This is a genomic window from Chitinivorax tropicus (assembly GCF_014202905.1).
GTDB classification, from domain to species: domain Bacteria; phylum Pseudomonadota; class Gammaproteobacteria; order Burkholderiales; family SCOH01; genus Chitinivorax; species Chitinivorax tropicus.
In genome coordinates, this window is sequence record NZ_JACHHY010000026.1 from 16,443 (window position 1) to 30,081 (window position 13,639).

Annotated in this window: 16 protein-coding genes and 3 tRNA genes; 8 read left to right on the forward strand and 11 right to left on the reverse strand. The window is 54.2% G+C overall.

The genetic code is table 11. The features are described 5' to 3' along the window. Positions 1-80 precede the first annotated feature (80 nt). A complete protein-coding gene (locus tag HNQ59_RS16810) occupies positions 81-479 on the forward strand; it encodes a DUF6970 domain-containing protein (protein WP_184041558.1) in 399 nt (132 codons plus the stop codon). A 147-nt stretch (positions 480-626) separates the two neighbouring features. On the opposite strand, the gene fdxA is transcribed toward HNQ59_RS16810, so the two are convergent. Further along, positions 627-962 carry a ferredoxin FdxA gene (gene fdxA / locus HNQ59_RS16815; protein ID WP_184041559.1) on the reverse strand — a complete coding sequence of 112 codons (336 nt, stop codon included), beginning with the start codon at positions 960-962 and terminating at the stop codon, positions 627-629. 112 nt (positions 963-1,074) lie between these two features. Here fdxA and gluQRS point away from each other — a divergent pair, with 112 nt between their 5' ends. The 7 genes from gluQRS (at position 1,075) to nrdR (ending at position 5,519) form a co-directional block, all read left to right on the forward strand. Beyond that, positions 1,075-2,031: a tRNA glutamyl-Q(34) synthetase GluQRS gene (gene gluQRS, locus HNQ59_RS16820; RefSeq protein ID WP_184041560.1), complete on the forward strand. Its 957-nt coding sequence runs from the start codon at positions 1,075-1,077 to the stop codon at positions 2,029-2,031. 79 nt (positions 2,032-2,110) lie between these two features. Continuing rightward, positions 2,111-2,186, forward strand: a tRNA-Glu gene (locus HNQ59_RS16825). A gap of 27 nt (positions 2,187-2,213) precedes the next feature. After that, positions 2,214-2,289 (forward strand) — tRNA-Glu (locus HNQ59_RS16830). 27 nt (positions 2,290-2,316) lie between these two features. After that, a tRNA-Glu gene (locus tag HNQ59_RS16835) sits at positions 2,317-2,392 on the forward strand. 186 nt (positions 2,393-2,578) lie between these two features. Beyond that, on the forward strand, positions 2,579-3,826 hold the full coding sequence (glyA, locus tag HNQ59_RS16840; protein WP_184041561.1) for a serine hydroxymethyltransferase: 1,248 nt from the start codon (positions 2,579-2,581) through the stop codon (positions 3,824-3,826). A 128-nt stretch (positions 3,827-3,954) separates the two neighbouring features. Further along, positions 3,955-5,070: an aminopeptidase gene (locus tag HNQ59_RS16845; RefSeq protein WP_281397240.1), complete on the forward strand. Its 1,116-nt coding sequence runs from the start codon at positions 3,955-3,957 to the stop codon at positions 5,068-5,070. Next, on the forward strand, positions 5,067-5,519 hold the full coding sequence (nrdR, locus tag HNQ59_RS16850; protein ID WP_184041563.1) for a transcriptional regulator NrdR: 453 nt from the start codon (positions 5,067-5,069) through the stop codon (positions 5,517-5,519). Before HNQ59_RS16845 ends, nrdR begins: the two co-directional genes overlap by 4 nt. A gap of 42 nt (positions 5,520-5,561) precedes the next feature. On the opposite strand, the gene nagZ is transcribed toward nrdR, so the two are convergent. The 10 genes from nagZ to lepA are packed head-to-tail and all read right to left on the reverse strand — an operon-like array spanning position 5,562 to position 13,608. Continuing rightward, on the reverse strand, positions 5,562-6,662 hold the full coding sequence (gene nagZ / locus HNQ59_RS16855; protein WP_184041564.1) for a beta-N-acetylhexosaminidase: 1,101 nt from the start codon (positions 6,660-6,662) through the stop codon (positions 5,562-5,564). Between the two features lie 2 nt (positions 6,663-6,664). Further along, entirely contained in the window at positions 6,665-7,042 is a 378-nt protein-coding gene (gene acpS / locus HNQ59_RS16860; RefSeq protein ID WP_184041565.1) for a holo-ACP synthase, read from the reverse strand. Positions 7,043-7,051: 9 nt separating this feature from the next. Continuing rightward, positions 7,052-7,789 carry a pyridoxine 5'-phosphate synthase gene (gene pdxJ / locus HNQ59_RS16865; protein WP_184041566.1) on the reverse strand — a complete coding sequence of 246 codons (738 nt, stop codon included), beginning with the start codon at positions 7,787-7,789 and terminating at the stop codon, positions 7,052-7,054. A 33-nt stretch (positions 7,790-7,822) separates the two neighbouring features. Further along, positions 7,823-8,536, reverse strand: a complete 714-nt coding sequence (recO, locus tag HNQ59_RS16870; RefSeq protein WP_184041567.1) for a DNA repair protein RecO — start codon at positions 8,534-8,536, stop codon at positions 7,823-7,825. Beyond that, positions 8,533-8,868, reverse strand: a complete 336-nt coding sequence (locus HNQ59_RS16875) for an antibiotic biosynthesis monooxygenase (RefSeq protein WP_184041568.1) — start codon at positions 8,866-8,868, stop codon at positions 8,533-8,535. The genes recO and HNQ59_RS16875 overlap by 4 nt, the downstream gene beginning before the upstream one ends. Before the next feature lies 1 nt (position 8,869). Continuing rightward, entirely contained in the window at positions 8,870-9,760 is an 891-nt protein-coding gene (era, locus tag HNQ59_RS16880) for a GTPase Era (RefSeq protein WP_184041569.1), read from the reverse strand. Further along, positions 9,757-10,443, reverse strand: coding sequence for a ribonuclease III (rnc, locus tag HNQ59_RS16885; RefSeq protein ID WP_184041570.1), 687 nt, complete (start codon positions 10,441-10,443; stop codon positions 9,757-9,759). The genes era and rnc overlap by 4 nt, the downstream gene beginning before the upstream one ends. Positions 10,444-10,450: 7 nt before the next feature. Next, a complete protein-coding gene (locus tag HNQ59_RS16890; RefSeq protein ID WP_184041571.1) occupies positions 10,451-10,825 on the reverse strand; it encodes a DUF4845 domain-containing protein in 375 nt (124 codons plus the stop codon). Positions 10,826-10,837: 12 nt separating this feature from the next. Beyond that, positions 10,838-11,818, reverse strand: coding sequence for a signal peptidase I (gene lepB, locus HNQ59_RS16895; protein WP_425491403.1), 981 nt, complete (start codon positions 11,816-11,818; stop codon positions 10,838-10,840). Further along, entirely contained in the window at positions 11,815-13,608 is a 1,794-nt protein-coding gene (gene lepA / locus HNQ59_RS16900; protein WP_184041589.1) for a translation elongation factor 4, read from the reverse strand. The genes lepB and lepA overlap by 4 nt, the downstream gene beginning before the upstream one ends. Positions 13,609-13,639 lie beyond the last annotated feature (31 nt).

Consider the following 13,639-nt stretch of genomic DNA (forward strand, 5'->3'; position numbering starts at 1 on the left):
TGAGGTTCCAGGCTGCTCCAGCCCGTGGCCGCAGACCAATGTGCCAGCTACCTCCTGGCACTCGAACGATGAGGCCAGATATGGCATCCAAGCAAGTTTTGCACACCCCGCCTATCTCACGATACAGCATACCTGCATTGGTCATTGCGCTGGCCAGCCTAGCTGGCTCGGCAACGGCCACGGACACACCACCAACATGGCTACGTGACAAGATCAGGCAATTCGAGACCGAGCCAGTAACCAACCCGCCTCGCCAAGTGATCAAGAGCCAATATCGAGGCAAGACGGTATATTACGTGCCAGCAGTCTGTTGTGACCGATTCAGCGAATTGTATGACAGCAACGGGCAGACACTCTGCTCACCAGACGGCGGCATTGTGGGGGACGGAGACGGGAGATGCCCCGACTTCAAGCGGCAATCACCAAGTAACCAAATGATCTGGCAGGATAGCAGGGACAACCCAGCAGCCAAGCGTTGAGCCAAGCCACCAACTGCATGGTGGCTGCCGATCACATAGGCATGAGGAGTCAAGGGAAGATACTGCTATTGAGTACAGCGTTAAGGCAGGTCATTCAGCAGGCAGTTACAGCGCCGATCGAGCTGACCGGCGCAAAAGCCCGGCAGATCATTCGTTGCGATCGAGATACTGAGTCTTGCCTTTGACATTGGCCCATTGATCATGATCAGGCAACGGATCTTTTTTCTCGACGATCGGCTTCCAATTCCGGTGCTGCGACAATTCAGCATTGATCTGGATGAAATGCTGCTGGTCAGCCGGCACGTCATCTTCCGCATAGATGGCCTCAACCGGGCATTCCGCGACACATAAAGTGCAATCGATGCACTCATCGGGGTCGATCACCAGAAAATTCGGCCCTTCCCGAAAGCAGTCCACCGGACATACATCTACGCAGTCGGTATATTTGCACTTGATACAGGATTCGGTTACAACGTACGCCATCTTGCTGATTCCTTGTCGAGCATTCTCAAGAGATAGGCCGCAATTCTAGCAGAAGCAAGAAATCGCGGCGTGATCTCCTGGTTATTAGCTCATGCCATTTCGATCACCCATCATGCCCAACCACCCAACCCCACCCGCCCCCTATCGCGGACGTTTTGCCCCCACACCCTCTGGCCCTTTGCATTTTGGATCACTGGTCGCCGCCGTCGGCAGCTATCTGGACGCCAAAGCGCAACAAGGTGAATGGCTGCTACGCATCGAAGACCTGGACCCCCCACGCGCAGTGGCGGGTTCGATTGACGACATTCTCAAGACACTGGAGCGCTTCGGCTTTGAATGGGACGGCCCCATCCTGTACCAAAGCCAGCGTTTTGATCTATACCAGGCAGCGCTCGAAAAACTGCTTGCTCAGGGCTTACTTTATGGCTGTGCCTGTTCACGCAAAGAAATTGCCGATTCAGCAGCCCACGGGCTGGATGGTTTGATCTACCCTGGCACCTGCCGGCGAGGGCTTGCTCAGGGCAAACAAGCACGGGCATGGCGCATCCTCGTGCCCTCCACCCCGATCTGCTTTGAAGATCGCGTGCTTGGCACACAAACACAAAATCTCGCCACCGAGATTGGCGATTTCATCCTCAAACGCGCGGATGGCTTGTTCTCGTACCAGCTGGCAGTTGTGGTCGATGACGCGGAAACCCTGATCACCGATATCGTCAGAGGCGCAGATCTATTGCTTTCCACCGCGAGACAACTCTTCCTGCAGAATGCCCTGGGCTACCCCACACCGCACCATGCACATCTACCCCTGGCACTGAATCGGCAAGGAGACAAACTGAGCAAACAGAACCTGGCAAAAAGCCTGGCAGACCAGCCGCGATCACAAGCACTTGCCGATGCACTGACCTTTCTAGGGCACCCCCCCCCGACCAGCTTGCTGGGCGCCCCCTTACGCGACCTATGGGCCTGGGCAATCAAGCATTGGCAGCTGAAAAATGTACCGATTCGAGCAAGTAACAGCCCATTACGCTATGATGAAGCGAAACAGGCCAAACCTATTTTCAAAAATTAGCAAAAAACGGTTGACAACCCCAAGAGGCGCAACTTAGAATCCGCGCCTCTTTCGTTGCACCGCAGCGGAAGACCGTAGCGTCCCCATCGTCTAGAGGCCTAGGACACCGCCCTTTCACGGCGATAACCGGGGTTCGAATCCCCGTGGGGACGCCACAAACTCAACGCTACCTCTGCGTCAGCGTCCCCATCGTCTAGAGGCCTAGGACACCGCCCTTTCACGGCGATAACCGGGGTTCGAATCCCCGTGGGGACGCCACAAACATAACGCTACCTTTGCGTCAGCGTCCCCATCGTCTAGAGGCCTAGGACACCGCCCTTTCACGGCGATAACCGGGGTTCGAATCCCCGTGGGGACGCCACATTTCAGCTTCCTCAGCCTCTCCACCGATTACCGCAACTTGAACATCAGATCCTGCCCTTTGCTCAGGGTTTTGCATGAATGCGCCTCATTCTTACATGGAAAACTACAATACCGTTCCGGTTTTGATCTGATAAAATCCCGAGCTTGATTTACCACCAAAACTTAATGCCCGGAAAGAGACCCCATGTTTTCCTATAAGCAGACGATTGCATCGCTCGACCCTGAACTCTGGCAACACATGGAAGGCGAGCGCCATCGCCAGGAAGAGCACATCGAACTGATCGCCTCCGAAAACTATACCAGCCCAGCCGTCATGCAAGCTCAGGGCTCCCAACTGACCAACAAATATGCGGAAGGCTATCCGGGCAAGCGCTTTTATGGCGGTTGCGAATTTGTCGACAAGGTCGAGCAGATTGCCATTGATCGTGTCAAACAGCTGTTCGGCGCAGAATATGCCAATGTCCAGCCTCACTCTGGCTCCCAGGCCAATCAAGGTGTGTATTTTGCCATCCTGAAACCTGGCGACACCATCATGGGCATGAACCTAGGCCATGGCGGACACCTGACACATGGCTCGCCTGCCAACCTGTCGGGCAAGATGTTCAAGATCGTGCCTTATGGCTTGAACGATCAAGAAGAAATCGATTATGACGAGATGGAACGCATTGCGCTGGAAACCAAGCCCAAGCTGCTGATCGGCGGCGCTTCGGCGTATGCATTGCGCTTCGATTTTGAACGTATGGCAGCCATTGCCAAGAAGGCTGGCGCGTATTTCATGGTTGATATGGCGCACTACGCAGGCTTGATTGCAGCAGGCGTCTACCCCAACCCCGTGCCACATGCGGATTTCGTCACTTCCACGACCCATAAGACCCTGCGCGGCCCACGCGGCGGCATCATCCTGGCCCGTGCTGAGCATGAGAAGATTTTGAACTCCAGCGTATTCCCAAGCTTGCAGGGTGGCCCGCTGGAGCATGTCATCGCAGCAAAAGCCGTGGCTTTTGGCGAGGCACTCAAGCCCGAATTCAAAACCTATCAGGAACAAGTATTGAAAAACGCTGACGCCATGGCTCGCACATTGGCGGAGCGCGGAGTGCGCATCATTTCTGGCCGCACCGAATCCCACCTGTTCCTGGTTGACCTGCGTCCGAAGAGCTTGACCGGCAAGGCAGCAGATGCAGCGCTAAGTCTGGCGCACATCACCGTCAATAAGAATGCGATCCCGAATGATCCGGAGAGCCCATTTGTGACCTCGGGCATCCGCATCGGCTCTCCCGCCATCACCACGCGCGGCTTCAAGGAAGAAGAAGCACGTCAGGTGGCGCATCTGGTTGCCGATGTGCTGGACAACCCAAGCAATGAGTCCGTGATTGCCGCCACACGAGACAAGGTGCATGCACTGACCAAACGCTTCCCTGTGTATGGTGAATGATCGCTTGCTGCTGTAAGCCAGTAGCTGCATCAAAAAGGAGGGGCTACCCTCCTTTTTGCTTTTTCCATATCACAGATTTGACACACCCGCCGTCTAGACTCCGTTGATACGGTTGCACCGCAAGCCCCATGCCCATTCGATTGTTTGCTTTTCTCTTGACACTCTGCGCCCTGACGGGCTGCAGTACGCTTGGCTATTATGGGCAAGCCATCCGCGGCCACTTGACGCTCATGGCTAAGGCACAGCCAATTGACCAAATCATCGAAAATCCAACAACTCCCGCATCGCTTCGCCATCAACTCAAGACTGCTCAAGCCATCCGGGCTTTTGCCAGTCAGCAACTCCAGCTGCCTGACAATGCCAGCTATCAAAGCTATGCCGACCTGGGGCGTCCCTATCTGACCTGGAATGTGGTCAGCGCAGCCGAGTTTACGTTGAGGGCAGATACAGAGTGCTTCTGGGTGGTGGGCTGCTTGAGCTATCGCGGTTTTTTCTCGCCTGCTGACGCACAGGAACATGCCGCCAAGCTCAGTAGCGAGGGAAAAGATGTGTTTGTATACGGCGTCCCCGCTTACTCTACGCTGGGTTGGTTTCCTGACCCCCTGGTCAACAGCTTTCTTGCGTACTCCGAATTGGATTTGGCCCGACTGATTTTCCATGAGCTGTCGCATCAATTGATCTATATAAAAGACGATACTGCCTTTAACGAGGCCTTCGCCACTGCAGTTGAGTTGGAGGGAGCCAAACGCTGGCTTGATCAGCAGAAACATCCGGCACAACATGATGCTTCACCCGAGCAGCAGGAGCTACGCAAGACAGCTTTCCGGCAGCTGCTGGATGAGATGCGCCAGGCATTGGCCGCACTGTATCAGGCGCCGCTCAGCCAAGCCGATATGCGGCTTCATAAGCACCATATTCAAGCCGAATATGCCAGCCGCTATCAGGTTTTCAAACAGGTTTGGCGTGGCTATCGTGGGTATGATCATTGGTTTGAGCCGCATCCCGGCAATGCCCATCTGGCAAGTCAAGCCACCTATTACCAATGGGTACCGGCATTTCGCCAGCTGCTCAAGGAAAGTGATGGGCAGTGGGCGGTTTTTTACGACAAGACCCGACGAATCGGCAAGCAGCCCGCCACAGAACGTGCCAAAATGCTGGAAGCCCTGTCTGCACGGGCTTTGGCGCCCGCAACACAGGTGCTGGCACCATCGACAGTGAACCAAGTTGAGGAGAACACACAATGAAATGCCCATTCTGTGGCGCAGCCGATACCCAGGTGATCGACTCCCGCGTCAATGAGGAGGGCAATTCAGTCCGCCGTCGGCGTAAATGCGCCACCTGCCAAAAACGCTTTACCACCTTTGAGACGGCAGAGCTTCGCATGCCGCAGGTCGTCAAAACCAACGGCCATCGCACTGAATTCGATCGCGAAAAATTGAGAGTCAGCTTTCTACGGGCACTACATAAACGCCCTGTGCCCACCACCCTGGTGGATGAAGCCATTGAACGGATTCTGCAAAAGGTGCTCAGTTTGGCTGAGCGGGAAATCCCCTCTCGCCAGATCGGGGAAATGGTCATGACTGAGCTACACAAGCTGGATAAGGTCGGGTACATCCGCTTTGCGTCAGTCTACCGTAGCTTTCAAGATGTGGACGATTTCCGTGAGGCCATCCAGGAGGTGCAACAGCCTTGACAATAGGCGCTAGTGGTCAGCGCGCCAATCAACGCAAAGGATTCAACACGATGCTTCGTCTGGTGGTGAGAATGGCAGCACCGCACTGGCCAACCCCACAGCCCCTACCTCATGAATGGCCAAGGCGAACTCAGCATCCTCCCGCAATGCAACCCGCGAAGGACAGGGGCGCCCATGCATTCGTGCAAACCGCGCCAAACTGACCGCCTGGGCCGGACGATTGAGATGTGCCAACACATGATCAACCCATGCCGGCTGATTACAAATCAATACCATATCGCAACCCGCGTCCAGTGCTGCGTGTACTCTACGCAGCATATCCCCGGCAGATGCCGCACCAATCACCCCTAGATCATCGCTGATGATCAGCCCAGCAAAACCCAACCGATCGCGCAAGATCTCCTGCAACCAGATAGCTGAAAAACAAGCCGCCTGCGAATCAACCCGAGGGTAGATGACATGGGCGGGCATGATGGCCGCCAGCCCTTCATCAATCATGTGCCGGAACACCCGGAGCTCCTCGGCCTCGATTTCCGGCAGCGTGCGTGGATCGACCGGCAGCGCGTGGCACACATCATCACTGACATGCCCATGGCCGGGAAAGTGCTTGCCTACCGCATGCATGCCGCCTCGCCGCATGCCCATTTGTAGCGCGTGCGCCAATTCCGCCACCACCGCAGGTTGGCGATGGAATGCCCGATTGCCGATGACACCACATGAGCCATGATCCACATCCAACACGGGTGCAAGGCTGAAATCCACACCACAAGCCCGCAACTCTGCCGCCAACACCCAGCCCGTTTGCTCGGCCAAGCGCCGCGCGGGGTGGCGCCCATGGCGGTCATGAACCAAGCCGAGATCCCGCATCGCCGGTAAATGGGTGAAACCCGATTGAAAATGTTGAATACGTCCACCTTCCTGCTCGACACCAATCAACAGCTTGGGTTGGCGCAAATGATGGATCTCATCACACAACGCAGTCAGTTGTTCGATAGATTGATAGTTCCGAGCGGCCAGCATCAAGCCCCCCACCATCGGATGCTGCAGTCGATCCCGCTCCTGATCGGTCAGGGCCATGCCAGCCATGTCCACCATCAGCGGCCCAAGTTGCCCCAACTGATAACGGGATGTCAATTCAGCCATATTCAGCATTCCATGACGACAAACGCACAGGCCAGCGTCTGCTCGTCCGAGATACTCAGGTGGATGGTTTTGATTGAACGTTCGGCAAGCAATGCCGCAACGGATGGGGTGTATTCAAAATAGGGGCGGCCAGCGGTGTCATGGCAGATGGTCAGATCAACCAGCCGGACCGGGCCAGCCAGCCCCATTCCCAGCGCTTTTAGAAAAGCCTCTTTGGCGGCAAAGCGCTTGGCCACCCAGGCCGCCTGCAATGCCTGTGCAGGCGGTGACTGGCGTTCGACAGCAGAAAGAAACCGCGCGGTAAAGCGCTCACCAAACCGCTGTAAAGGTTTGTCGATGCGGCTGATCGTCACGATATCGGTGCCGATTCCGTAGATCATGATGCCATCTCAGCTCGCTGAAAGACGTGAAGACACCTCGATCAATTGTTTCATTTCACGAACGGCTTCTTTGAAGCCCACAAACAATGCTTGTGCCACGATGGCATGGCCGATATTCAGCTCCCGAATGTCGGGAATGGCCGCAATCTTTTGTACATTGTGGTAGTGCAGACCATGCCCCGCATTGACCCGCAACCCAAGTTTGGTGCCGTGCGCCACGGCAACCCGAATCCGCTCCAGCTCAAGCTGCATGGTGTGTAGATCTTCCGCTTCTGCGTATCGGCCAGTATGGATCTCGATTACTGGCGCACCCAGCTCTTTAGCGGCATCAATCTGTTTGAGATCGGGATCGATAAAAATCGAAACCCGCGAGCCCGCCTCCGTCAACATGTTGATGGCAGCCTTGACCTTGGCGCGCTGACCTACGACATCCAACCCTCCTTCCGTGGTCAACTCCTCGCGCTTCTCTGGCACCAGGCATGCATCTTGCGGGCGAATCCTCAGCGCATGCGCCAACATCTCATCCGTCACCGCCGTTTCCAGATTCATCCGCGTCTGGATCACATCACGCAGGATTTCCACATCCCGATCCTGAATATGTCGGCGATCTTCGCGCAAATGCACTGTGATGGCGTCGGCCCCAGCCGACTCCGCAATCACTGCAGCCTGGATAGGACTTGGATAACGCGTACCCCGCGCTTGGCGCAGCGTGGCAACGTGGTCGATGTTGACGCCCAGTTGGATCATTTCTCTCTCCCATTCACGTAATGCTATGCTCGTTCAAAGCTGATTCAAATCTCTCAACAGCCGCCGCGTATAGAGCTGTCGATCACCCAGCGCGTGTTGAATGGCTTGCCGCATCAAGCCCTTGCTTTGAGCCAATACCTGAGGTTGATCAAAGCGCTGCTCAGCCATTGCCAGCAACGTTTCGCCTTGCACCGCGCCTTCACCATGCATCTGGTCTTCTCGCAGACCGAGCCCCCCTGCAAAAACATACCACAACCCAGCCCGCACGCGCTGACCATCCACTGTCCGGGTCAGATCCAGCCCATAGCCAAGCTCCATCAACATCTGCAACTCAAACCGGCGCAAGCAGGGTGCCGGGTCAAGCTGACAGCTTAGTCTCTGTATGGTATCGAAATAATTAGCAAACAGCCCACTGTGCGCATCTTCACGCGCCAGCATATTCAGCAGCAGTTCGTTCAGATAAAAACCACAGATCAATGGCAAACCAGACAGCTGCGGAATACCGCCCTGCCATTCCGCACTATGCAGCGTCTTCAGTTCCTGCTTGCCAAACCACGATAACAAAAGTGGCTGGAAAGCCATCAATACGCCACGGACAGCCGACTTCGGGCGACGGGCACCTCGTGCGACAATGGCAACCCGGCCATGATCACGACTGAATGCCTCGACGATCAAGCTGGTTTCACGATATGGATAGGTATGCAGGACGAATGCCGGCTGACCCTCAACACGGCGTGGCTCAGTCATACTGGAGAGGGGCTGAACTCATAGGCACGCTCGACATGTGCCACACGGAGCGAATAACGTTCATACCAGCGGGTACGGCCTAGCCGCTGCGCTTCAAGGTGATCCAACTGATTACGCCAAGCTTGAATGGACGCCTCATCCCGCCAATAGGAGACAGTGATGCCCAATCCATCACTGCCGCGCGCACTCTCAGCACCAAGAAACCCCGCTTGACATTGCGCCAATGCCAACATCCGTTCAGCCATTGCTTCATAGCCGACTTCATCATATTGATTGCGTAACGATGTGAAAATGACGACGTAGTAAGGTGGGGGTGGCGTGCTGGCGAACACCTCACTCTCCTGTGAGTTGTTTCAGGAATCGAACATCATCCGCCCAGCCACTCTTCACCTTTACCCAGACTTCAAGATAGACCTTGCCATCAAACAGCAACTCCATGTCAACACGGGCCTCGGAGGAAACCCGCTTGAGCTTCTCGCCACCTTTGCCGATGATGATGGCTTTCTGATTGGGCTTGTCAACATAAACAGCGGCATAGATCCGCCGCAGAGCACCATCCAGATCAAATTTCTCTATTTCAACATTGATTGAATAGGGAAGCTCCTCACCAAGCAGACGGAACAGCTTTTCACGAACGATTTCCGCAGCCAGAAAGCGCTCATTGCGATCGGTGATCTGGTCCTCAGGGTAGAGCATCTCACCAACGGGCAGATGAGGACGAACATCGTTCAACAATTCAGGGATCTGCGTCCCTTTTTCCGCGGAGATCGGGACGATACCTGCAAATGCAAACTGCTCCGCCATTTTCTGGATGAATGGGAGCAACAATCCTTTATCCGCGTGTTTATCGATCTTGTTGATGACCAACCAGACAGGCCGATGCTTGGGCAGCAGCGCCAGAACCTCCGCATCCGCAGCACTGTATTTCATCGCCTCTACGACGAACAGGATGGCATCCACATCACCCAAAGTCGTCTTGACGCTTTGATTCAGCGCATCGTTCATCGCATTGCGATGACGGGTTTGAAACCCAGGGGTATCGACAAACACGAACTGTGAAACTTCGTCAGTGTATATACCCGTAACACGGTGTCGCGTGGTCTGCGCCTTCCGAGAGGTGATGCTGATCTTCTGCCCGATCAATTGATTGAGCAGAGTCGATTTACCCACATTGGGCCGCCCCACGATCGCGACAAATCCCGCGCGAAATTCAGTACTACTCACGGCTTCCGCCTTTGCTGTTTCATGATCATTTCATATACCTGTTGCGCTGAATCCTGTTCAGCAGTACGGCGACTACTGCCTAAACCTTTGGCTGCGAGTTTCAATTCCGGAATCTGGCATTCAACCTCGAACTGCTGATCGTGCGCCTCCCCTTGAACTTGCAACAGCGTATACATCGGGAGCTGATAACGCCGCCCCTGCAACCACTCCTGCAAACGTGTCTTGGGATCTTTCGACACAGCATTGGGATCCAGCGCACTCAACATCGGATGATAGAGGTGCGCAATCACCGCGAATGCGGCGTCAAAGCCCCGATCCAGCATGATGGCTCCAAGTATGGCCTCCACTGCATCTGCGAGGATGGAAGGGCGGCGAAAACCGCCACTTTTCAACTCACCTTCACCAAGCATCAGATATTCACCCAGCTGCAATTGGCCGGCGATCTCGGCCAATGCCTGCTGTCTGACCAGACTGGCACGGATACGACTGAGCTCACCCTCAGTCAAGCGGGGAAAATGTTCGAACAGAAGCCGAGCCACCGAGCAATTCAAAACTGAATCACCGAGAAATTCGAGCCGCTCATTATGAGGGGTACCGAAACTCCGATGCGTCAACGCTTGGCGCAATAATGACGCATCAGAAAATTCATAACCTAACTGCTGGGTAAGACGTTGATATCGCATTCCAGCACTACTGAGCAGCTGCTGCTTTACTACCCGTTGTCTCTTCTATCTTGAACGCGAACTTCAGGCTGATATTCGCTACAACAGGGACTTCTTTTGAGTACTCAAGACCAATTGTCGTGACCCCACCGATTTGCGTGATATCCAGATCTTCACCTTTGACGGAGCTCACATAATCGATACTGGCACGCTTATCGAAACTATTACGAATATCTTGCGGACTGCCACTGGCATTTTCCTGAATCAACGCCTTGACCATCTTCTTGACACTGAAATACTCGGAATAGGCCGGAATGGAACGAACCGCCAGCAACGCAAAAAAACCCACAAAAGCTGCGATAATCAAAAAACCGAACAGGCTCAAGCCTTGTTGCTTGCGCATGAGTTGTGCTCCTTAGTTAATCAGGGTACCAATTCGTTTTAAATCACGGAAATTCATCCACACTAAAAACGCCTTGCCAACGATATTACGCTCCGGTACAAAACCCCAATAGCGACTATCGGCAGAATTGTCCCGATTGTCGCCCATTGTGAAGTAATGCCCTTCAGGCACCTGACAGACAAACCCATCATCACTATAGACACATGCGTCACGATTTGGGAAATCCTTGACGTTCATGGTCGTGAGTGTCGGTTTGCTTTCATCGATAATGATCGGGTGACTACGGTCGCCCAATTGCTCTACCTTGCGGGCAGTGGTCACCACGCTGAAGGCCTCGTCAGCAACGTACTGATAAGTACCGTTGTCTTGCTGCGACATGGCCTGGCCATTGATGAACAGCTTTTTATTGCGATATTCAACCTTATCGCCCGGCAAACCGATCACCCGTTTGATGTAATCGATCTTCTCTTCTTCCGGGAAATGAAACACCATCACATCGCCACGTTTGGGCATATCAATCGGGATCACCACCTGATTGGTGACAGGCATCCGCAAGCCATATGCAAACTTATTGACCAGGATGAAATCCCCCACGATCAAGCCTGGGCGCATAGAGCTGGAGGGAATCTGGAAAGGCTCAACCAAGAACGAGCGCAATAGGAAGACCACCAACAGAATCGGAAAGAAGTCGCGTGCATATTCGACCGATAGCGGAATGCGCTTGGTCTTGTCTGCTGCTTCTGCTGGTTTACCTTCAAACAACTTGTACCCATAAGCCACAATTGCGATCAGCACGACAAACATCAGCATGGCGGCAGACAGGCTGGCAAATTGTGCCATCAAACCAAAAATACCGACAAAGATACCGAGGTAGCCGGCCTGCAAAATCACCGGGGGCTCCTCTCCCGGCTCGATCGGATCACGATTGGCCGCAGCCAACATCACCCCGATGAAGGTGACAAATGCAAAGAAATAGAGCCAGTTCATGTTTATTTATCACTCACTTGCAAAATGGCCAGGAATGCTTCCTGAGGGATTTCGACATTACCCACCTGCTTCATGCGTTTCTTGCCTGCCTTCTGTTTCTCAAGCAGCTTGCGTTTACGTGTGATATCACCGCCGTAGCATTTGGCCAGCACATTTTTACGCATGGCTTTGATCGTCTCACGGGCTATGATGTTGGAGCCAATCGCCGCCTGAACTGCGATATCGAACATTTGCCGCGGGATCAGTTCGCGCATCTTGGCGGCCAGCTCCCGACCACGATACTGGGAATTCAGGCGATGCACGATCAAGCTCAGCGCGTCGACTTTTTCGCTATTGACCAGAATATCGAGTTTCACCAGATCCGCAGCTTGGAACTCTTTGAATTCATAGTCCAGTGAGGCGTAACCACGGGAAGTCGATTTGAGTTTATCGAAGAAATCCATGACCACTTCGTTCATCGGCATGTCATAGGTCAGCATGACTTGACGACCCATATACTGCATATTGCGCTGCGCACCGCGTTTCTGATTACAGAGTGTCATGACGGCACCCACGTACTCTTGCGGCACAAGGATGGTGGCGGTGATGATGGGCTCTCGGATCTCTTGGATCTTGGACAAATCAGGTAATTTGGATGGGTTTTCGACATTGATCACCACACCATCCTTCAACAGAACCTCATAGACCACCGTTGGTGCAGTGGTGATGAGATCCATGTCAAATTCGCGTTCCAGCCGCTCTTGCACGATTTCCAGATGCAACAACCCAAGGAAGCCGCAACGGAAACCAAAACCGAGCGCCTGGGAAACTTCCGGCTCGAAGTGTAAGCTGGCATCGTTCAGTTTCAATTTTTCCAGTGAATCTCGTAGGGCTTCGTAATCGTGAGACTCAACCGGATACAGGCCAGCAAATACCTGGGACTTGACCTCCTTGAAGCCTGGCAAGGGATCTACCGCAGGGGCCGAAGCCAGGGTGATGGTGTCACCGACCTTGGCGGACGCCAGCTCTTTGATGCCTGCGATCACAAAACCAACCTCACCCGCCTTGAGCGCTTCACGCTGTAACGACTTGGGCGTGAACACCCCCACCTGCTCACACAGATGCTGGGCCTTGGTGGACATGAACAATAATTTGTCCTTGGGTTTGATCTGGCCATCGACTACACGCACCAGCATGACGACGCCGACGTAATTATCAAACCATGAGTCGATAATCAGGGCTTTCAAAGGCCCTGCGGGGTTGCCCTTTGGGTGAGGCACCTTGTTGACCACTGCCTCAAGAATATCCTCGATACCGATGCCATTCTTGGCGGAAGCGCGTACCGCATCGGTGGCCTCGATGCCAATGATGTCTTCAACCTCTTGGATGACGCGATCCGGATCGGCAGCAGGCAGGTCGATCTTGTTAAGGACAGCAACGACCTCCACCCCTTGCTCAATGGCGGTGTAGCAATTGGCAACGGTCTGCGCCTCCACCCCTTGTGATGCATCTACAACCAGCAAAGCACCTTCACAAGCGGCCAGTGAGCGGCTGACTTCGTATGAGAAGTCAACGTGCCCTGGGGTGTCGATCAGGTTGAGGTTGTAGACTTTCCCATCCCGTGCTTTGTATTGCAGGGCAGCAGTCTGGGCTTTGATGGTGATGCCACGCTCCTTCTCGATGTCCATCGAGTCGAGCACCTGCTCGGACATCTCCCGAGCCTCCAGGCCGCCACAAAATTGAATGAAGCGATCCGCGAGCGTTGATTTGCCGTGGTCGATATGTGCGATGATCGAGAAATTGCGGATATGTTCCATACGTCTTACAAAAAAGAAGGGCACGCCCTGC